Annotated in this window: 14 protein-coding genes and 1 pseudogene; 6 read left to right on the top strand and 9 right to left on the bottom strand. The window is 40.1% G+C overall.

Annotation, left to right across the window (positions count from 1 at the left end; translation table 11 throughout):
• Positions 1-27: 27 nt before the first annotated feature.
• The 6 genes and pseudogenes from N824_RS27375 to N824_RS27350 form a co-directional block, all read right to left on the bottom strand.
• Positions 28-3252, bottom strand: a pseudogene (locus tag N824_RS27375) (SusC/RagA family TonB-linked outer membrane protein).
• 33 nt (positions 3253-3285) lie between these two features.
• Complete coding sequence (locus tag N824_RS27370) at positions 3286-4245, bottom strand: FecR family protein (RefSeq protein ID WP_048908258.1); 960 nt, start codon at positions 4243-4245, stop codon at positions 3286-3288.
• Positions 4246-4376: 131 nt separating this feature from the next.
• Complete coding sequence (locus N824_RS27365; protein ID WP_048908257.1) at positions 4377-4913, bottom strand: sigma-70 family RNA polymerase sigma factor; 537 nt, start codon at positions 4911-4913, stop codon at positions 4377-4379.
• Between the two features lie 390 nt (positions 4914-5303).
• Entirely contained in the window at positions 5304-6053 is a 750-nt protein-coding gene (locus N824_RS27360) for a DeoR/GlpR family DNA-binding transcription regulator (protein ID WP_048908256.1), read from the bottom strand.
• Positions 6054-6057: 4 nt separating this feature from the next.
• Positions 6058-7233 (bottom strand): MFS transporter, encoded by a 1176-nt coding sequence (locus tag N824_RS27355; protein ID WP_048908255.1) that lies wholly within the window; start codon positions 7231-7233, stop codon positions 6058-6060.
• An 83-nt stretch (positions 7234-7316) separates the two neighbouring features.
• Positions 7317-7631: a pyrimidine/purine nucleoside phosphorylase gene (locus N824_RS27350; RefSeq protein ID WP_048908254.1), complete on the bottom strand. Its 315-nt coding sequence runs from the start codon at positions 7629-7631 to the stop codon at positions 7317-7319.
• A gap of 174 nt (positions 7632-7805) precedes the next feature.
• Between N824_RS27350 and N824_RS27345 the strand changes: the two genes are divergently transcribed.
• Both N824_RS27345 and N824_RS27340 read left to right on the top strand, forming a co-directional pair.
• On the top strand, positions 7806-8372 hold the full coding sequence (locus N824_RS27345) for a hypothetical protein (protein WP_048908253.1): 567 nt from the start codon (positions 7806-7808) through the stop codon (positions 8370-8372).
• Position 8373: 1 nt separating this feature from the next.
• Positions 8374-9930 carry a flotillin family protein gene (locus N824_RS27340; protein ID WP_048908252.1) on the top strand — a complete coding sequence of 519 codons (1557 nt, stop codon included), beginning with the start codon at positions 8374-8376 and terminating at the stop codon, positions 9928-9930.
• A 67-nt stretch (positions 9931-9997) separates the two neighbouring features.
• Here N824_RS27340 and N824_RS27335 read toward each other — a convergent pair whose 3' ends face one another.
• The 3 genes from N824_RS27335 to N824_RS27325 all read right to left on the bottom strand — a co-directional run bounded on the left by N824_RS27335 (position 9998) and on the right by N824_RS27325 (position 12065).
• Entirely contained in the window at positions 9998-10603 is a 606-nt protein-coding gene (locus tag N824_RS27335; RefSeq protein ID WP_048908251.1) for a GIN domain-containing protein, read from the bottom strand.
• Positions 10604-10765: 162 nt separating this feature from the next.
• A complete protein-coding gene (locus N824_RS27330; protein WP_084498472.1) occupies positions 10766-11392 on the bottom strand; it encodes an HAD hydrolase-like protein in 627 nt (208 codons plus the stop codon).
• A 7-nt stretch (positions 11393-11399) separates the two neighbouring features.
• Positions 11400-12065 (bottom strand): O-methyltransferase, encoded by a 666-nt coding sequence (locus tag N824_RS27325; protein ID WP_048908250.1) that lies wholly within the window; start codon positions 12063-12065, stop codon positions 11400-11402.
• 101 nt (positions 12066-12166) lie between these two features.
• Here N824_RS27325 and N824_RS27320 point away from each other — a divergent pair, with 101 nt between their 5' ends.
• From N824_RS27320 to N824_RS27305, 4 genes are all read left to right on the top strand, one after another.
• Positions 12167-14341 (top strand): GH92 family glycosyl hydrolase, encoded by a 2175-nt coding sequence (locus N824_RS27320; protein ID WP_048908249.1) that lies wholly within the window; start codon positions 12167-12169, stop codon positions 14339-14341.
• Between the two features lie 133 nt (positions 14342-14474).
• Entirely contained in the window at positions 14475-17201 is a 2727-nt protein-coding gene (locus N824_RS27315) for an amidohydrolase family protein (protein ID WP_048908248.1), read from the top strand.
• Complete coding sequence (locus tag N824_RS27310) at positions 17170-18501, top strand: amidohydrolase family protein (protein WP_235207327.1); 1332 nt, start codon at positions 17170-17172, stop codon at positions 18499-18501. The genes N824_RS27315 and N824_RS27310 overlap by 32 nt, the downstream gene beginning before the upstream one ends.
• A gap of 209 nt (positions 18502-18710) precedes the next feature.
• Positions 18711-21908 (top strand): TonB-dependent receptor, encoded by a 3198-nt coding sequence (locus tag N824_RS27305; RefSeq protein ID WP_048908246.1) that lies wholly within the window; start codon positions 18711-18713, stop codon positions 21906-21908.
• Positions 21909-21925: the final 17 nt, after the last annotated feature.

Below are 21925 nucleotides of genomic sequence, written 5' to 3'. Positions count from 1 at the left end.
TTTTTGCAGTTGGATAACTAGAATAATCTATACCCAATGATTGGTTTCCACCACTCGCTTTTGGRCTRTWAWTTWANRGKTCNNAACMANCTGWMYTKRSTKAWTGNRWWTANRMWTTTRTNNGKTAMCRKAMAWRMYTWAWYYAYTAARYMASSWCMSSWYRTTGAACTTAAAATTATAGCCCAAACGTGCTGAATTAAGCCTTAAAAAATCTGATTTCTCTAAGTAAAGTGTAGAAAGCTGAGGCGGATTTGCAGGATTGGCACCAGATTTAAAATAACGGCGGGAAACGTTTCTGTCTGAAGCCAGGTTATTAATGTTTAATGCATTTAATCCTGTATTATTTACTAAATAACCACCCGACTGCCCTATGATTGAAAAGGAGAAGTCGAAGCTTTTGTAATTCATCTGGCTGTTAAAACCATAAGTAAATTTGGGAATTGCACCCTGAATAATCACACGGTCATTGTTATTGATTACCCCGTCGTTGTTAACGTCCTTAAAGATGTTAGCTCCTTTATCATCATATCCGATATGTTCCAATAAATAAAATGAGCCCGCAGCATAACCACTTTTATAAATATTGGCTGCTACGCCTGATTGTCCGGGACCTGATATGGTTCCTGAAAGGATTTCTGAAACGGGTAGGTTTTCGATTTTATTTTGGAGTGTAGCACCGTTGGCATCAATCGACCAGCTGAAATTACCATTATCGATCAGCTTGGAGCCAAGCATAAACTCAAATCCTTTGTTTACAATTTTACCATCAATATTTACCCATACCGTATTGGTTGGACTTAAAACCTGTGAGGGGATATTAAGAATCGCATCAGTTGTGGTTTTTTTGAAGTAATCTAATGTTCCATATAATTTGCCTTTCCACAGTTCAAAATCCAATCCCACGTTGTATTGGGTTACCACTTCCCACTTTAAATCAGGGTTTGGTGTTCTGGTTACAGAGATACCATTTACCAGAGCTAAATCATTATAAAGGTAGTATCCATCGCCTGTAGATAGTGCGTAACTGGCTTTGGTGATTTTGTTTTCAACCTCCTGGTTACCGGTTTGGCCCCAACTGGCTCTTAATTTCAGGTTATCAAGGAAAGAAACATCTTTCAGGAAATCTTCCTGCGACATGTTCCAGCCAAGCGCAAAGGAAGGAAAGTAACCATATTTGTTGTTTTTTCCGAAACGGGTAGAACCATCGGCACGTACAGACGCTGTTAACAGGTATTTGTTGGCATACGAGTAGTTAACCCTTGAGAAAAAAGACTGCAATTCATTTTCCTGTGCAAATCCGAATACGCCTGTTTGTTTACCTGCAAAGCCTGGGTTATTTTCAGGTAAAACACCTGAGCTTTCAGCAGCTATTCCATCAATGCTAAAGCTATTTCCGCCCCGCTCAAACTTTTGATACGAGAATCCGCCAAGTACTTCCAGTTTGTGTTTGCCTTCTAACAGGTTATAGTTCAGGTAGTGCTCCATAAGCGTGCTTTTGGAGTTTAAATTGTATTGTACGTATTTTCCTGTTGGGTTAATATCTGTAAGGTTAGGGAATATAGTGGTATTCCTTTCAGCTACAGAACGATCTAAGCCCAGGTTAAATTTGTATTCAAGGCCTTTTACTATTCTGAAAGAAAGGTCCATATTTCCGAGAACCCTTAACGTACGTGTTCTGTCGCGATAAACGCTAAGCAAATAAGCCGGGTTGTAATGTGCATTCATATTGAAATTGGTGTATTTACCATTTTCATCAAATACCGGACGTGTTGGATTAGACATTAGTGTCTGGATGATCAGCTGTCCATTAGACCCTCCATCATCACTGGTTGGAACGCCATCATCTTTTGTTTCACTTGCGGTAAGATTTACCCCGATTTTTAAACGTTGGTTGTCAAGAAAAGATTCGGAAGCGTTGATCCTGCCAGATGTACGTCTGAAATCACTGTTTTTAACAATACCTTCCTGATCCATCTGCGCAGCAGACACATAGTAGTTTCCGGAATTTGTTTGTTTTGAAAACGATAACGAGCTGTTTCTGGTTTGGGCACGACGGTAAATGACATCCTGCCAATCGGTGTTCCCCCCGTGATCAAATGCCTTCTCGGTAATTGCATTACGATATTCATCAGCGGAAAGCAAATCAAGCTTATGTGCTACGGTAGAAAGGCCAAGGTAAGAATCGGCTGTAAAGGTAGCTTCTCCCTTTTTCCCTTTTTTGGTGGTTACAATAACAACACCGTTGGATCCGCGGGCCCCATAAATTGCTGCCGCAGAAGCATCTTTTAAAACAGAAATAGATTCAATATCACTTGTATTTAAAAAGTTAAGCGGGTTCTTTGCCTTCGATGATCCGAATCCTACGTTTTGTCCGGTCGGACTCACGTCGTCATTAGTTAGAGGTACTCCATCTACTACAAAAAGCGGTGTGCTTCCGCTTCTGATAGAACCTACACCACGGATGGTTACATCCACACCGCCACCCGGCTCACCACTGCTGTTCACTACTCTTACACCGGCAACTTTACCCTGTAATAAGTTATCAGCAGATACCACAACTCCTTGTCTGAAGCTCTTCTCATCCAATTGGGTAACTGAACCGGTTACATCCTTCTTTGTTTGTTTACCATAGCCTACAACTAAAACTTCACCCAAACTAGATGCATCGGGGTCCAGTTTAATGGTAAGTACATCGGCATTAATTACAACGAGTTTACTCTTATATCCAATAAAAGATACTTCTAAGGTCTTTCCTTTGGTAGACCTGATTTCAAATTCCCCTTTGGTCCCTGTACTAACAGCATTTTTAGAATCTGTTTCTCTGACTGTTGCACCTATAAGCGGCAGGTCGTTTTCATCCAACACCTTACCCTTTATGATTTGCTGAACGGAAGACACTTTAGCAGGTGTTTTATCTTTTTTATTCTTACTGATCAGTACCAGATTTTCAAGAATGCTATAGCTAAAATCGGCTTTCTCTGACAGGTCTTTAAGCAGTTCTTTAAGTGGTTTGGAATAGGTTACCGGGTATGTCTTCTTATCGGCAATTACCGCCTCACTATAGCTAAACTTATAGCTGGTTTGCCTGCTCAATTGTAAAAAGATGTTTACCAAGGTCTCGTTGGATGCCTTAGTATTCTCATTGAAGTAACTGTTAACCAATGTTTTTGACTGTGCAGGTTGCATAAGCAGGAAACCCGCAGCCAGAAAACATATCTTTTTCAGGTTAAAAAAAGTATATTTATAATGCATATTTAAGKTATTAATTTATTTGATACTTAATAGTTAGCCGTAGTTGTTCTCAGCAACTGCGGTTTTTTTTNAATGACTTACGGTTACTGTATCTCCATATGGTTTGAATTTTAGGTGTGTAACATAATTTATTTGATCCAGGATATTTTGAAGGGATAAACCGCCTTTGATATATAGCGTTATCCTTGTGTTTAGTATTTCTTTGTCTCCAGGTTTAAAGTTTACCCCATATTTGAAATTAAGGAGTGTAAATACTTTATGCAGGGTTACATTGTTTAAATCTATATCCTTCTTATACCAGCTGTAAAGCGACATATCGCTTACTCTTTGCTTTTTGAGTCCTGATGCAGTAAAAACCGCTCTTTCATTAGGCTCCAGATAGGTAATCTGCTTATCTGAAGATACGCGCACATGTCCTGTGATTACGGTAACGCTTGACCTGCCTTTATCAAGACTGATATGGAATGAGGTTCCCAATACTCTTGTTTTAATGTGAGCAGCGGTAATGATGAAAGGATGCTTTGGATCTTTTGTTACTTTAAAAAAAGCATTCCCTTTTAGGAGGGTAACAGATCTGGTTTTGCTATTAAATTGTTCAGGGTATTTAAAAACCGAGTTTGCAGCAAGGTAAACCAACGTACCATCATTAAGCTTTACAGAATCGGTAGCAGATTTGGTTGTTACGGTAATATCTTTAACATCAACCTTAGAGTTTAAAAAGATTCCAATGCCTACCATCAAGACAATACACGCAGCGGCTGCGTACTTATAATAGATTGCGAAAGATTTTTTTACGGTGCCGTGGGCTTTTATGTTCTTAAATATATCGGCAGAAACATTTTCCTTGGAACCCATTTTAGTGCTATCCCATTCCGCATTGTCAAATTCTTTTTTTAGAAAATCCTCTAACAGATTTTTCTCTGCTTCAGAAATTTCATTTTTCTCGCTTTTCTCTGTCAGATGCCTGAGATAGTGTACCTTCTTTTTTGTCATAATACTTATAAATCAACTATAAGTACCAGCGATGGTAAAAAAGTACTATCCGAGTTTGTTAAATAATTGTTAATTGTAAAGTATCTTCTTAAAACTGCCGTCATTTCGACCACAGGAGTGGACCAGGTGTACTATAGCATGAGGTGAGTGACAAGGCACATTCCAATTGCAAAGATTAGCAAAGATGTTTCTCCGGCGTGGAGTCTTAACTGCTTTAATGCAGAAGAAACCTGGTTTTTTACCGTTTGTTTAGAGAGGTTTAGTTTAGCTGCAATTTGCGCTATATCCATTTCCTCTAATTTATTCATAATCAGAATTTCTTTTCTTTTTTCAGGAAGATGTTCCAATAAGGAATAAAGTTTATCCAGCAATTCGGGTTCCAGCGAAGAAGTGTTCTCGACCAGGTAGTTCTCAAATTTTTCCTCAATAACTACGGTATCAAAGCGCTTTTTTCTGTATTCTTTTAATACCTGGTTTTTGGCGGCCCTAAATAAATAATGTTCTATGGATAAAATATGGACTTTATCTCTTCTGTCCCAAAGGTCGGTAAAGATATCCTGTACTATGTTTTGTGAAACATATTCGTCACCCGTCATCTTAAAACAGAAGGCATATAATTTCTCCCAATGCTGGATATAGATATATTCAAAGCTTTTAAGGTCTTTCATTGGAGCTTGTCTGTTTGTGCGCTAAGTAACAAAACTTAAATAGCCTCAATTTTATTTAAAGGTTATATTTAAATTAACTCTTAGTATTTGGTTAGCTGAATATACTTATTTTAAACTACCAAGCAAAGACCAACGATTGCATTTCTAACCAAAATTCATTCGCAGCATATGCACACCGGCGCAATTCAGGATATTCTTTCTACATTTTGATGCATATTATACACTGGCTCTTTTGGAGATAGCTGGGTATTAATACTTTAAAGCGCTTTTTCTCGACTGGTCTTGCTTTTGCATAACCATATATGTCCGGGGAGGGCCTTTTAGGAAAGTGAGGGAGATACGCGCAGGAACCAGGGTGGGTGTTTAGGGTTCATCCACCCTTCTTCTTGATTAAACCAGTTTTATTCCCAAATTGCGATAAGCATCCAATCTGCTATCGTCACTTGGGATATCAGTAATCAGCACATCTATTTGCTGCATATCGCATACCTTAAAGCTATGCACACCATCCAATTTCTCCGTGTTACTCAATGAAATCTTTTTTATTGAGGCATTTAGCATTGCCTGTTTGACTTCTCCATCTTCATTTATTGCGGCGGTAATTCCGAATTTACTTTGCACAGCACATGTTCCCATAAGATACAAGTCTGCTACATAATGCTTAACCTCTTCGCAAGTCTTAACACCGGTATTGGTTTCCGTATTACGGTTATAAACCCCACCAAGTACAATTATTTCAATTTCTTTAAACTTTGACAGTATTGGAATAAGCGCCTGATTATTAGTAACTACTCTAAAGCTGGAATCTAGCGGCAAATGCGCAGCAATTGCACAGATAGTAGTTCCCCCGTCCATAAACACGGTTTGCCCCTTTTTTATAAATTGCTGGGCCTTTAGGGCTATTACATCTTTTCCTTCGGTAAGATACGCTGTACGATTCTGAAAACTTAATGGGTTTCTTGAAGGTAAAATAGCGCCCCCTCTTACCTTGGTCAATAATCCGTTACTATGAAGTGTTTCAATATCTCTTCTGATGGTATCTTCAGAAACATTTAGTTGGGCTGATAGTAAATCGTAAGCTACTTTGCCATCACGCTTTAAAAGACTAATGATATGATCAAACCGTTCTTCTCTTAACATAACACTAGTGTTTAGGTTTCATTTTATAGAAAACAGCTACCAGAATAAGCAAAAAGCCGCTGAAGCCTAAAGCAATGGGCAATGAATAATGATGAGCAATGAATCCAAGCATTGCTGGTCCGGCCAGTTGTCCGGCATAGCCGATGGTGGTAATTGCGGGAATGGATACTGAGGCCGAAACATTTTTTAACCGTCCACCTTCGCTAATGAACACAGGAACAATATTGGCTGCGCCTAAGCCCAATAAGATGAAACCTAGCAATGCAGTAACCAACCAAGGCGTAAGTATTACTAAAAAGATACCTGCGGCACCAATAAGGCTTCCACCAATAACAACTTTTGGCCCATCAAGATGGGAAACCAGCTTATCTCCAAGTAATCGCATAATGGCCATTGCAATTGAAAATGCTGCATAACCAACACCAGCCAGTTCTTCGTCTATTTTTCTGTTTTCTGTTAAAAAGACTGCACTCCAGTCTAACATCGATCCTTCGGCCAGAAAAACAGCGAAACACATTGCTCCTAGAAAAAGAACACCTCCGGTTAGCCACGAGAACGAGCTGGAATTGCTATTCTGATCATGTGAAGAGAAATCTTTAATGGCATCTCTTTCGGTCTGCTGGTCAAATAATGAGCTGTATTTCCATGAAACAATAATGATCAGCAAAACAGCAATACTTACGGCGGCAGTTATTGGTTCCAGGCCAAGTTTCATCAGGAACCCCAAACCCAGGGAGCCCAAAAGCCCGCCAACACTGAAAAGCCCGTGAAGGGACGACATAATTGGTTTACCAAATCTGTTTTGCACATGTACTCCGTGAGAGTTCATGGCCACATCAACAGTACCAACCGCTGAACCGAATATGAACAGTACCACTCCCATCCAGATCACATTATCCATAATTAAAAGCAATGGAAGCGTGAGCGCCATAACTAAAGCTGAGCAAAGCATAACTATCCGGCTCCCATAGCGATTTGACAAAATACCACTTACGGGCATCATGCTGATTGCGCCGGTACCTAAAAGCAAAAGAAGCAAGCCTAAATTTGCATCGTTTAACTGAAGCCTTTCTTTAGCATAAGGAACCATTGGTGCCCAACTCGACACGCCGAGTCCGCATACTAAGAATACTGCTTTGGTGGCTCGCCTTGCCTTTATCGTTTTTTCAATAAGGTCCATAATACATATTATTATGCAAATAAATGCAAATTTGCATAAATACGCAAGAACAATATGATTTTAGATAAAAGACGTGAATCGGATTACCCGTAATAGCAGATATAAGCTACATCGTCGTTACATATAATGTCAAAAGAAGTACCCGCAGCTACATGGAAATTTTCCTGGCTTTTATACTCCTTATAGCTTTCATCCGGAAGTTTTACATGCATAATACCAGACACTACTACCATTTCTTCTGGTGATGATGCAGAAAATGTATACGTTCCCTTTTTCATTACGCCAACTGTAGCTTTGCCTTTTAGCGTTTCCAGGCCAAGGCTTTGTACTTTGCCTTCAAAATATACATTGTGAGATACTACCTCGTTAAGTTCAGAAGAGTTATCAGAATTACTCATGATTATTGTTTTTTATTCGGTTAAAGGTTGTTACTAAACGCAAATGTATTAATTAATAAATCTCCATTGTTAATTTTCATAAAGTTTACTGACTGGATTTCCAAACCAAAATTTGGGTTTTTTAATGCCATTTTTGGTTTGGTTAAGTTTTAGAAAAATTATATTTTTACAACAATGGATTACTTTAACGCTCTCGAACCCTTACTAAGGGCATATTGGTATATAGCTATACCCGTAAGTTTGATATTTATAATTCAAACTATTTTAACATTTATTGGTGTTGATTCTGCAGACGGAATGGACGCTGATTTTGATGGAAATCTTGACCATGCTGATGCCCCCTTTCAGTTATTCTCATTCAGAAATTTAATTAACTTTCTTTTGGGGTTGAGTTGGGCCGGTATCTCATTTTACTCCATTATTACGAATAAACCTTTACTTATCACCATATCCGTTTTAGTGGGAGCTGGTTTTATCTTTTTGTTTTTCCTAATAATGAAGCAAATTCAAAAGCTGGCCGAGAACAATACTTTTAAGATAGAATCAACCTTAAACAAAAATGCTACTGTATATCTGCGCATTCCCGCAAATAAAACAGGAACCGGTAAAATCCAGATCAGCATTAACGGATCCTTTCGGGAAATTGATGCCATTACCAATGGGGAATCAATAGAAAGTGCATCAACTGTAACCATCATTAGTATAGAAACCCAAAACATAGTCCTAGTAGAAAGAATTTAGAATGGAAAACATCTTACAATCACCACTTACCATCATCGTTGTTGCCGTTATCGTTATTTTTGTAATGCTATCGGCATTAATTGCCCGCTACAAAAGGTGTCCTTCCGACAAAATATTGGTTATTTACGGAAAAACCGGGGGTACTTCTGCAAAGTGTATTCATGGCGGAGGCGCCTTTATCTGGCCGGTTATTCAGGATTTCGCATACCTTGACCTTAAGCCGATTTCAATTGAGGCGAACTTAGTAAATGCGCTAAGCCGTCAGAACATCAGAGTTGATGTTCCTTGTCGCTTTACAATTGCCATTTCAACAGAAAGCGACAGCATGAACAATGCTGCTGAACGATTGCTTGGCCTTGCCGCACCAGAGATACAGGAATTGGCAAAGGATATTCTTTTTGGACAGCTCCGTTTGGTTATTGCCACCATGACCATTGAAGAAATAAACTCCGACAGGGATAAGTTTCTGGATAACATCTCGAAAAATGTAGATGCTGAGCTTAAAAAAATCGGACTCAAACTGATCAACGTTAACGTTACAGATATCAAGGATGAGTCTGGATATATAGAAGCGCTTGGTAAGGAAGCCGCAGCAAAGGCTATTAACGAGGCTTTGATTAGTGTGGCAGAACAAACCAAAATAGGTGAAACTGGTAAAGCTATTGCCGACAGGGAAAAAGACGTTCAGATTGCCGAGACCCAGCGTGAGCGTGATGTTAAAATTGCCATCACTCAAAAAGATCGAGAAATCAGCATTGCCTCAGCCGTTAAAGATGAGAGAATTGGTAAGGCTGAAGCGGAGAGAGATACACGTATCAAAACTTCAGAAGCCAATGCCATCGCTGTAAAGGGGGAAAATGAAGCAAAAATAGACATTGCTAATTCCGATGCACTTCGTAGAGAGAAAGAAGCTGAATCGCTAAAAATAGCTGTTTCTGCTGAAAAGGTTCAACAGGCTCAGGCTTTAGAAGCTTCATACCTTGCTGAACAAAAAGCCGAGGCGGCCCGTTCTGAACGAGAAAGGGCAACACAGATTGCCAATATTGTTATTCCTGCTGAAATTGCCAAGCAAAGGGCAATTATACAAGCACAGGCAGACGCCGAAACCATTAGGGAAAATGCGAAGGGTGAAGCAGATGCCATCTTTGCAAAAATGGAAGCTGAAGCAAAAGGTTTATTCGAAATACTAACGAAACAGGCAGAAGGTTATAAAGAAGTAGTAGCCGCTGCGGGTGGCGATCCAACCAAAGCATTCCAGTTATTGCTAATTGAGAAATTACCGGAATTGGTGAAAACACAGGTCGAAGCAGTGAAAAACATTAAGATCGACAAGATCACGGTGTGGGATTCTGGCAATGGTGCTAATGAAAACGGCAATTCATCTACCGCCAATTTTGTTTCGGGAATGATGAAAACTGTTCCCCCGCTTAATGACTTGTTTAATATGGCCGGATTAAACCTGCCTAATTATCTGAAAGGTTCGGAGCCCGCGGATGCACAAGATGCTGCCCCTACCAAAAGCGAAATAAATAAGGCCGACGAAAGTCCAATGCCCTAAATTAAGCTGAAAAGTCATAAAAAAAGCCCGGTAATACCGGGCTTTCTCATGGATTAAGCGTTTTATTTTACTTTATTGCCGCTGTTTTATCAGCACTCATAATCACCCCTTCACTTAAATTCTCTGTTTTCAAACTGGCAAAATTATCAAATTTAACATTCTCCATATTGCTTGCGATCAAGGTATGCTCATCTGAACTACCACTCATCTTTAACACTGCATCCTCACTGATCACTGTATATAAACTACCCACCCTAGAGTTAATTTTAGCTGTTGCACTTTGGCTTAAAAACAACTGAAGATATTTTACATCAAAGGTGCCTTTGGTCACAACTACTGAACCACCTGCCGCTTCTATTCTTTGCAGATCCTTTACAGAAACATTTACGGTAACCTGATTACTTTCTGTAGAGTTGATAAACAAAGTTTCTCCTCTTCTTAAAACTGATGTATTATTTGCATTGAAGTTTTCATTAACAAAAACCCCTTCCTTATCACTTTGGGTCAATACAATCTTCACATTTCCCGCAACCCAAATTCTGTTGATTCCTTTTGAAGTTGTTTTTACTGAAGTAATCTCAATGTTATTGGCAGCTAAAGTTGTCATTGCCAAAGAGGTTAAAAAGATTGCTGCTAATGCTGTTCCGAATAGTGCTTTTGTTAGGGTTTTCATGACTTTATGTTTTAGGATTTTTCTTATTGTTTTTATTAATAAGACGTCACTACTCCCCTTTCGTTTCAGCCAAATTCGGCGTATTATACCAGCATCGTGTAACTCACGACAAACTCCCTAAAAATTTCGACCAACGGCTGTAATTATTTTTTAGATATGCAATCAATCGACACTTAAGCCGAGTTGTTCCAGTTTCATTTTGGTGTCTTCATAGTCTGTATGGCAGATTCCGGTTAGCCCCAGCCCCTCCGCTATCTGCACAAAAAGCATCCTGTCGTCTATATATATACTTGTTTCGACATCGCTTTGAGAAATGTCTATAGCGACCTTAAAGATATCTGCATCAGGCTTTCTGAAATGGACAAAACTCGAAGAGATGAAAAAATCAACAAATTCATTTAATTTGAAAGTACTGATCCGATACTGATTAAGCTCTCTCCCTTCGTTACTGATCACTGCCACCTTTAAGTTATACTTCTTCTTTAGATCGCATATCAGTTTAATCATATCATGATATGGAAGAGATTTACTGACCATAAACTCTTTGAAGTCTTCCTTGGAATAATCCCGGTCTTCATAAAACACAAGCCTTTCCAAGTACTCATCAAGCGTAATTTTTCCAACCTCGTAAGTATCAAAAGTGAGGTGATGTCTTTCTTCCACCTCTATAAGATCCAGATTAAATAGTTGTGCTGCTTCGGCTCTTGCCTTCCTGTCCCAGCCGTTAGTGAGTAATACCCCACCTATATCAGTAAAAAGTGTAGTGATTTTTTTGTTCTGAATCATCATAAATTATTTATTTTACTACGGCAATAGCCATTCCGTCATATTCTTTAACACCAACTGTTTGAAGTATGGTGGCAGTAACACTTTTATTGGAAGCTAACATTTTATTGAAACGTTGCACACCTATAACCCTATCATCTGTACTATTCTCATCGAGTACCTTACCTTCCCGGATAACATTATCGCAAATGATTACTGTCCCAGGATGAGAAAGACTTAACGCCATTTCAAAATACTCAGCGTAAGGAGGCTTATCTGCATCAATAAATATAAGATCAAAAGGTTCTTCTTTGGCTTCTTTTATTTCCAGCATTAGGTCCATGGCTTTACCTACTCTTATATCTACTTTATCCAAAAGCCCTGCATTTTTAATGTTCTCCTTTGCAACATTTGCATGACGAGGATCAAATTCGATTGTAACAATCTTACCATCTTCGGGAACTGATCTTGCCAGCCATATCGTGCTGTAGCCAGCAAGCGTGCCCAGTTCAAGCACTCTTTTTGCATGACACATAAGCGCAATAACCTGCAAAAACTTGCCCTGGTTTGCTGTAACGCTTATCTGAGGCATTTCTGCGGTGTCTAAAGATTTTATAGTTTCCTGAAGAACTTCGTCTTCGGGGGCCAACATCTGACTGATGTAATGGTCTACTTTACCAAATATTTCCTGATCCATATACAAATATAAAATTCGCAGCGGCATGTACAATGATAAACCCGGGGGTAATCTTTTCGAAATTTATATATTTGGTAAACAACACAAATGTTTAAATTAAAATGAAACTCAGAATTAAAAACCTAAGCTTAATGCTGATCGCTCTACTTGCATCTTTTAATGTAAGTAAGGGCCAGAAAACAAAAAGTTTTACCAAGTATGTAAATACTTTTATTGGTACCGCACCACTTACCGATTCAGCGATCCTTGGTTATAACTTACCTAAAGGATGGAGATCGTGGGCAGGACTTACCTTTCCAGGCAGTTCTATGCCTAACGCCATGGTACAACTTAGCCCCATTACAGAATATGGATCGGGTGCCGGATATGAATATGAAGACAATATGATTTATGGTTTTACCCATACCAATAAAGGCCACTGGAATCTTTGCAATATCCCTATCCTTCCTGTTTCCGGAAAATCAACAACTCCAGATCAGGATGGCAAGTTCGGTTCCCATTTTTCTCATAAAAAAGAGAGTTCAGCACCGGGCTTTTATCAGGTATACCTGGATGATTATGATGTTAACGTAAGTCTTACCTCTACATTAAGATCCGGCTATCATAAATATGAATATAAAAACAAAACCGGCCGCAAAATCCTCTTTGACCTTGGTAAAGCAAACAACAGAGTAGGAAACTGGAAAATTGAACAGGTAGGAAATACCGACCTGCAAGGATTTCAAAACGTTGGCGAGGTAATTTATTTTTATGCCAAACTGAACAATAATATTGAAAAGCTGGAAAAACAGGAAGAAGGTTCAAGAAAAGGCTTTGCTATGGTTCACCTGGCAGATGGAGGCAAAGAACCGATTGAACTTAAAATAGGTTTGTCTTTTGTAAGTACTGAAAATGCAAAAGAAAACCTTGAAAAAGAAATTGGAACTAAATCGTTTAATCAAATCCGCAACGAAGGAACCCAAACATGGGAAACGATATTGTCATCTATACAGGTAAAAGGCGGTACTGAAAAGCAAAAACAAATGCTTTATTCTTCTTTGTACAGATCTTTGCTATGGCCTGCATTACGAAGCGATGTAAATGGAGAATATACAGATGCAAAAAAGAAGGCAGGGAAAGCAGACTTTAACTACTACACAGAACCTTCCTTATGGGATACATATCGTAATAAAGATGTGCTTTTAGGACTCATTTCTCCTAAGGTTGCACTAGATGTGATCAAATCAATGAAGGATGTTGGCGATAAAACTGGATTTATCCCTACGTTTTTCCATGGAGATCATGGCGCGTCATCTATTGTTGGAGCATACTTGAGAGGAATTGACAATTTCGACGTGGAAGGCACTTATAAGCTGCTTTTAAGAAACGCAAATGTATCGCCAGGTGCACGACCTCATCTGGAGGAATACATTCAAAAAGGTTACATCTCGGATCCTGATATTGCTAATCCGCATGTAGAAACTAAAGCCAATGCAGGGGTATCAAAAACCCTGGAATATTCATATGATGATTATTCCCTTGCACAAATGGCGAAGAAGCTTGGCGACACAACCAACTACAGGATTTTAATGGCCAGATCAAAAAACTTTAAAAACATGTTTGATCCCTCTACACGTTTCATGAGGGGTAGATTGGCAAATGGCGATTGGATTAAGAATTTTAACCCTCAGTATCCATACTATGAGTATATGTACAGAGAGGCTAATGCCTGGCAGGTATCTTTCTTTGCTCCTCATGATATGCCGGGATTAATTGAATTGTATGGCGGACCAGCGGGTTTTGAATCAAAACTTGATTCATTGTTTACCGTACCATGGAACCCTAAGTACATCGCCCGAAATGTAGAAACAATGATCGGTCAGTACTGTCATGGCAATCAGCCAGATCATGAAGCTCCTTTTGCTTATCACTTTATAGGCAAGCCAGAAAAGTCACAGAAAATCATCGACAAAATATTGAACGAGCTGTATGGAATTGGCCCTGAGGGCCTCGCACTTTCCGGAATGGATGATGCCGGAGAAATGTCTGCATGGTATGTGTTGAGCGCATTAGGTTTGTACACATTTTCTGCAACAGACCCTGAATACCTCGTGACAGCCCCTCTCTTTGATGAAGTGGTTTGGAAAACAAACACCAACAAAACATTAACCATCAAAAAACCTGGAAAAGGACGAGGAATTACCGCTATAAAAGTTAACGGAGTAGAGAACAAAGGCTACTTTGTATCCCATGACCTGTTTAAGAGCGGCGGCAATCTAGAAATCATCACAAAATAATGAGGATTCTTGCTAGCTTTTGTAACAAATATGCAAAAGCTAGCAAGAATTTATAGTTTTTAGCCCTGGACACAGACCACAAGATTTTAATTCCGGCTTTTTTGTAATAGATTTAGGGACTTAACTAAATTTTATGAAGAAAATTCTGCTTAGCCTGGCTCTGGTTTTCTCTGTTACGCTCCTGTTTGCCCAGCAAACTTATCCGGTTAACGGCTCATACGACATCAGACAAGGCACTTACGCTTTCACCAATGCGAATATTGTAGTTAGTGCAAATCAAATTATCCCTAATGGTACATTACTAATTAAAGGACAAACCATTCAATCTGTAGGAACTGCCACCTCAATCCCTAAAGGATATGTGGTGATCGATTTAAAGGGAAAATTCATATACCCTTCTCTTATTGATGCCTTTACCTCATACGGATTACCTGAAGCCAACCGTGTTTCCGGTCCGCGTCAATCTATATTTACTTCTACAAAAAAAGGTGCTTATGGCTGGAATGAGGCAATAAGACCCGAAACAAAAGCAAGTACCTTTTTTGCTGCGGACAGTAAGAAAGCTGATGATTTGCGTAAAGCAGGTTTTGGAACGGTAAACGCAATTAACAGAGATGGTATTGCCCGCGGAACATCTCTTGCAGTAACACTAAGTGATGAAAAAGAAAACAGCACCATACTTAATCCACAATCGGCAGCAAACTACTCTTTCAGCAAAGGATCTTCGCAAAATGATTACCCAACTTCTTTAATGGGTGCGATAGCCTTACTGCGTCAGACTTATTACGATGCGCAATGGTATGGCAAACAGAAAGAAGAATACAATATCTCCTTAGAAGAGTTTAACAAACAACAAAACATTCCTCAGATTTTTGAAGTAGAGGGATGGCAAAATATACTAAGGGCCAGCAAAATTGCACAGGAATTTGGCAAGCAGTACATCATAAAATCTAATGGTGATGAATACCAAAGAATAGAGGCTGTTAAAGCAACCGGGGCAAGTCTTATTATCCCTATTAATTTCATTAAAGCCTATGATGTTGAGGATACTGTTGAAAACAGGAATATAACGCTGGCGCAAATGAAAGCGTGGGAAATGGCCCCCACCAATCCCGCAGCGTTGGAAAAAGCAGGAATTAAATTTTCACTTACTGCTCAGGGTCTGGAAGCGCCAAAAGATTTATGGGCAAACATACGCACCGCCCTTGACAATGGGCTAACGCCAAAACAAGCGCTCTTATCACTTACCGAAATCCCCGCCGCGATGATTGGAATAGCGGATAAAGTAGGTACGCTTGAAAAAGGAAAACTGGCCAACTTTATCATTACATCAGACAGCCTCTTCAAAAAAGAAAATGTAATTGAAGAGAATTGGGTGCAGGGCAAACGTTTTATTCTGTTTAAAAAAGATGACGCTTTAAAAGACACGACAAACAAAGCGGTTGCTAAATCCAATGAACCAAAGACAAAAGAGGCTGTAGGTTCTTTAATTTTTCCATTTACCGCTTTTGGCAATGCAACTCCTTTAAAACAGGAAAGTGTTTTATTGAAGAATGCTACGGTATGGACAAATGAAAAAGATGGTATTTTACAAAATGCCGATGTCCTTTTAGAAAACGGCAAGATCAAAGCTGTAGGCAAAAACCTAAATGCCGGAAACGCAAAAGTAATTGACGCAACTGGTAAACATGTAACCCCTGGTATTGTAGATGAACACTCCCATATTGCAGGTACCGGAGGTATCAATGAAGGTGCACAATCTGTATCTTCGGAAGTACGTGTGTCAGATATTATCAATTCTGAAGATGTAAATATTTATCGTCAGTTAGCGGGAGGAGTGACTACTTCACAGATTCTACATGGCTCTGCAAACCCTATCGGTGGTCAGTCACAATTGATTAAATTAAGATGGGGCAAGTTACCCGAAGAGTTAAAATTTGCAGGAGCTGATGGCTTTATAAAATTTGCGCTTGGAGAGAATGTAAAACAGAGCAACTTTGGCACCGGAGCACGATTCCCGGTTACCAGAATGGGTGTTGAACAGACGTTTGTAGATGAATTTACACGTGCAAAAGAATATAAATCAGAACTGGCCAAAAAGGGCAATACTGTTCGCAGGGACTTGGAGCTGGATGCCATAGTAGAGATTCTGGATAATAAGCGTTTCATTACCTGTCACTCTTATGTACAGTCCGAAATCAATATGCTCATGCATGTTGCAGATAGCCTAGGTTTTAAGATTAATACTTTTACGCACATTCTTGAGGGATATAAAGTAGCCGATAAAATGAAAGCCCGCGGGATCAACGCTTCTACATTTTCTGATTGGTGGGCTTATAAAATGGAGGTTGCCGAAGCAATTCCCTATAATGGAAAAATCATGCATAGTGTGGGCATAACAACTGCATTTAATTCTGATGATGCTGAAATGGCCCGCAGATTAAATCAAGAAGCAGGGAAAGCTGTTCTATACGGCAATGTACCTGAAGAGGATGCATTTAAATTTGTAACGCTAAACCCTGCAAAAATGCTCCACATAGATAACAAGGTGGGTAGCCTTAAGCCAGGGAAAGATGCTGATGTGGTAGTTTGGTCTGATAACCCGCTATCTATTTATGCTAAGGCCGAGAAGACTTTTGTAGATGGTATTGCTTACTGGGATATAGATCGCGATAGCCAGATCAGAAAAGAACAACAATCGGAACGGGCACGGTTAATTCAAAAAATGAAGGACAGCAAAGACAAGGGAAGCAAAACGCAACGCCCTAAGACAGAACAAAAGCACCTGTACGATTGCGAAACAATGGAAGATTATTCTTTTGAACTTAATGAAATGGAAAGGACTCATGACCATGAATAAGTATATTTTAACCCTACTGATATCGGCATTTGGACTTAGCTCCTTTGCACAAGCAAACATTTCGCCGGCAAAACCGCAAGATAAAAAAACCATTGTGATGGGGGCCAAACTTCATGTAGGCAATGGAAAGGTGATTGAAAACAGCTATCTCATTTTTGATAAAGGGAAAATTACAGGCGTTGGGGATGCAACCGTTGCCCGCATTGACATGACTGGCTCAACAGTAATCAATGCAAACGAAAAGCACATTTATCCCGGCTTTATTGCCCCAACAACCAATCTTGGTTTAATTGAAATCAGCGCGGTTAAAGCTACGCTTGATTATAACGAGATTGGCGATTTTAATCCGCACATCAGAGCTTTGGTGGCTTACAATACAGATTCTAAAGTGCCTGCAACCGTAAGAAGTAACGGTGTGTTAATGGCCCAGATAACTCCACAGGGTGGTACAATCTCTGGCAGCTCATCAGTAGTACAGCTCGATGCATGGAATTGGGAAGATGCTGTGATCAAAAAGGATGATGCCATGCATTTGAACTGGCCGGTAACGCCGAAATTCAGAAACACTGGTAACAGACCTGTTGTTTCTGCCGATGAGCTTAAAGAACGTACGCAAAACCTTATAAACGCCCTTGATCAGTTTTTTGCTGAGGCAAAGGCCTATGCCGAAACAGATAAACCTGTAGTAACAAATACAAGACTTGCAGCGATGAAACATTTGTTTGATGGCAGTCAGCGGTTATTTATTACCGCAGCTGGCGAGAAAGACATTATTGCAGCGGTTAAGTTTGCCAAAAAATATCGCATTACCCCTGTTATTGTAGGTGGCGATGAAGCTTATTTAATTACCAGTTTCTTAAAGGAAAACAACATTGCAATTATAGTAAATGAGCCTCATACCTTACCCGATTCTGATGATAGTGATGTAAATATGCCTTATAAGAATGCGGGGATATTGGCCAATGCAGGACTTGATGTAGTGATGGGCATGCACAGTTACTGGCAGCTAAGGAATCTTCCTTTTATGGCCGGTACTATTGCTGCCTGGGGTTTGGATAAAGAAAAAGCTTTGCAGACCATTACCTTAAATACTGCAAAAGTATTAGGAATAGACAAAACGGCCGGAAGTTTGGAAATTGGTAAGGATGCAACGTTTTTTATCTCCGCTGGTGACGCCCTTGATATGAAAAGCAATAAGGTTGAGCAGGCCTTTATTCAAGGCAGAGACATTAATCTGGATAACCTCCACAAGCAACTGGACAAAAAGTTTAGTGATAAATACAATGCAGGGAAGAAGTAGGGCTTGAATAGTTATTCCGAGATCCTGAAATAAATTCAGGGCGACAAATTCACAAGAACCAGGGTGTATCATCAAATCATGATACACCCTGGTTTTATTTCATAACATCATTAACATCCAAATCCTTGCAGAATTTCTTAATATAAATCTATTTCTGAGCTAATATTCCAACCTTAATTTCGTCATCAAAAATCACCCCATTAACTCAGATGATGAAAAATTTACTATGTACAGCTCTCCTGCTTCTATTCTGTTGTTTTGCCCAAAATAAACTCCTGGCACAAACAACACAGACTTCAATATCAGGAACCGTTACTGATACTCAAAAAAAACCTGTTCCAGGTGTATCTGTCAGGGTTCGTAATGAATCAACCGGTTTTAGTACCACCACCACAACGAACAGCAATGGCGTATATACCTTTAAAGAACTTCCCCTTGGAAAGCCCTACACCATTACTGCAACTTACGTTGGTTTTGGTGATCAAAAAATAACCGGCTACTCGTTAAACCAGGGAGACGCCCTGAAAATCAATATTACCATGCAGGATGCAGTAGAAAACCTTGCTGTAGTAGAAATTGTAGGATCAGGACTTAAAAACAAAACTGAAAACCTGGGTGCTGCAACCACCATTACAGCCAGAGACATTGAGAAACTTCCCGTAAACGGCCGGAATTTCACCAATCTTATGGACTTGTCTCCGCTAAGCCGTGGCGGCACAATATCTGGCCAACTGGGCTCTTCTACTAATTATACGATTGATGGCATGACGGCCAAGAACCCCACTTCAGCGGGTTCCACCACCAGCCGAAGTGGCGCACCTTATTCTTTATCTATGGAAGCGGTCCGTGAATTTCAGGTGGTAACAAACCAGTATGATGTAACCTTTGGCAGAAGTGGCGGTGGTACCATTAGCGCAGTAACCAAATCGGGTACGAATACTTTTAGTGGAGGGGCATTTACCTACGGCCGGGCAGACTGGCTGGCAAGTCCTTATGCCATCAATGGCAACAAACGCCAATCTGATTTCTCCACCTATCAATATGGATTTTCATTAGGCGGTCCGATCATTAAAGATAAACTGCATTTCTTTGCTGCATGGGACCATCAGCGTGATGCAAGGCCTTTGATGATTGCCAATCTGGAAACCGACGCCGATATTACTCGACTGAGGATTACTCCTGCCACGCTAAAAGAGTTTGTGGACATAGCCCAGGATAAATATGGGGTAAAGGGACGCCAGACTGGAGAATTTGATAAGCTACGCGGCTCAGATGCCGGTTTTGCAAGAATCGATTGGCAAATCAACGAGAAAAACCTGTTGACAATCAGAGACAACTACACCAATGACCGCAACAAGCAGGGTCTGGAAGACAATAGCCCGATCAATTTGTACGAATCCTATGGAAATGACAAAAACGTAGATAACAGCTTACTGGCTACTTTACGTTCATCCATCAATTCGAAACTAACCAATGAGCTAAAGGTACAGCATTTGTACACCTACCAATTAAGCAGTCCCGGTGATCAGTTGCCTGCCGCAAACATTCCAAGAGCCGTTGTAGAAAACGTAATTTCAAGTATTAATGGATCCAATGCAGCAACAAATATTCAGATAGGAGGTCACCGTTTTGCACAGGAAGGCTTTACTAATAACGTATTCCAGATTGTAAATAACCTTTATTACAACACAGACAAAATTAAATATACTTTTGGTGCAGACCTGATGTATACCCGTGCACATTCTATTTACGGAAGCGAGCTGAACGGTAGGTTTTGGTTTAGAAATACTGCAGATCTTGTCAATCCGGCAAACAACAGAACTGCCTTACAGAATTTCAATGACCTTAAACCATACAGATATACAAGGGAAGTGCCTTTAGTGGCAGACCCAAGTGTAACTCAGGGGATCTTCAATACTGCCCTTTATGGACAAATGCAAACTAAGCTTGCAACCGGTCTGGAGATGACTGCGGGTATTCGTGCCGATTACAGTTTCTATCCTGCCGCACCTCTGAATCAGTTGGTTCTGGATGAGCTCGGTTTGCGCACAGACAACTCGCTGTCAACTTTCCAGATCCAGCCAAGGCTGCAGTTCACATGGGATGTAAATGAGGAGCACAGGGATTTCATCAGGCTTGGTGCTGGTATCTTCGGATCAGACATCAATAATTACATGACGATCAACAACCGGGTATTTGACGGAACGCGCATTGCCTCAGTTGATGTGAGAGCACCTAATGTACCGATACCAAATTTCATAGATTACCGCAATAACCCTCAGAATGCACCCGGACTGGAATTGTTTGACATCCCAGGTGTTAACAAACTCCTCACGATCAACACCAACGCAAGTGATGCCCGCGTGCCTGTAGTTTACAAAGCAAATGCTTCTTACTCTCATTTTATTAATGAGAAATTTAAAGTTACTATAACTGGTTTTGCTACGTTAGGGCGCAACAATTACGTGTATGTTGATCGCAATATGGCAGTAAATCCCTTCTTTAGATTGGAAAATGAAGGCGGCCGCGGTGTGTACGTTCCGGCCGCAAGCATTGCCAATGCTGCTCCGGATTGGCAGCTGGGACGTATTAGTCAGAAGATCGGCCGGGTATTGGAGATGAACAGCAAAGGACGTGTAAACCAGTTCGCAGCAGTGCTGGATGCTACTTATCAATACTTTAAAGACGGAACAATCTCCTTCAGCTATACCCTGAACGATACCAAAGACAATACTTCTTATAATGGGAACGTAGCGAATACCGCTACACTAGCCCTGCCAGTAAAAGATGATCCAAGAGACCTGAGTAAGATGAGTTATTCAGATAACCACTTCAGACATAAAATTGTATTCTATGGCACGCTACCTACCTTCTATGGGGTGAGTGTCGGTATTCGTTATTCTGGCATTGGTGGCACACGCTATTCTCTATTGTCGGGTGGTAATACTAACGGAGACTTTGTTTCGGGAACAAATGATCTTGCTTTTATTTTCGACAGGAACAACACAGCTGTACCAGCTAACATTCAAACTGGTTTAAAGGCCATCATGGATAATCCCAACACAAGTCAGAGCCTTAAAGACTACATCAACAAGTACAGTGGTCAGATCGCTGAACGAAATGGTGGCATCAATGGATTCTATGGTATTTTTGACCTTAGGATCAGCAAGAAATTTAAGGTTTACAAAACCCACAGCATTGAAATTTCAGGAGACCTTTTCAACGTAGCCAATCTCTTGAATAAGAAATGGGGTGTCAACGAATCGATGGGTAACCAGGCACTATATTCAGTCAATTCCTTCAACAACACAACCAATCAGTTTGTTTATAACGTAAACAATTCTGGCATTGCCAATCCATCTGGAAATCCTTACCAGGGTCAGATCGGTATCCGCTACGGTTTCTAAACTTTCGGTCTCAAAAA

Source organism: Pedobacter sp. V48, assembly GCF_000523515.1.
Taxonomy (GTDB): Bacteria; Bacteroidota; Bacteroidia; order Sphingobacteriales; family Sphingobacteriaceae; genus Pedobacter.
Note: the sequence above shows the minus strand (reverse complement) of the source record. Positions and strands in the feature narration are given on the sequence as shown.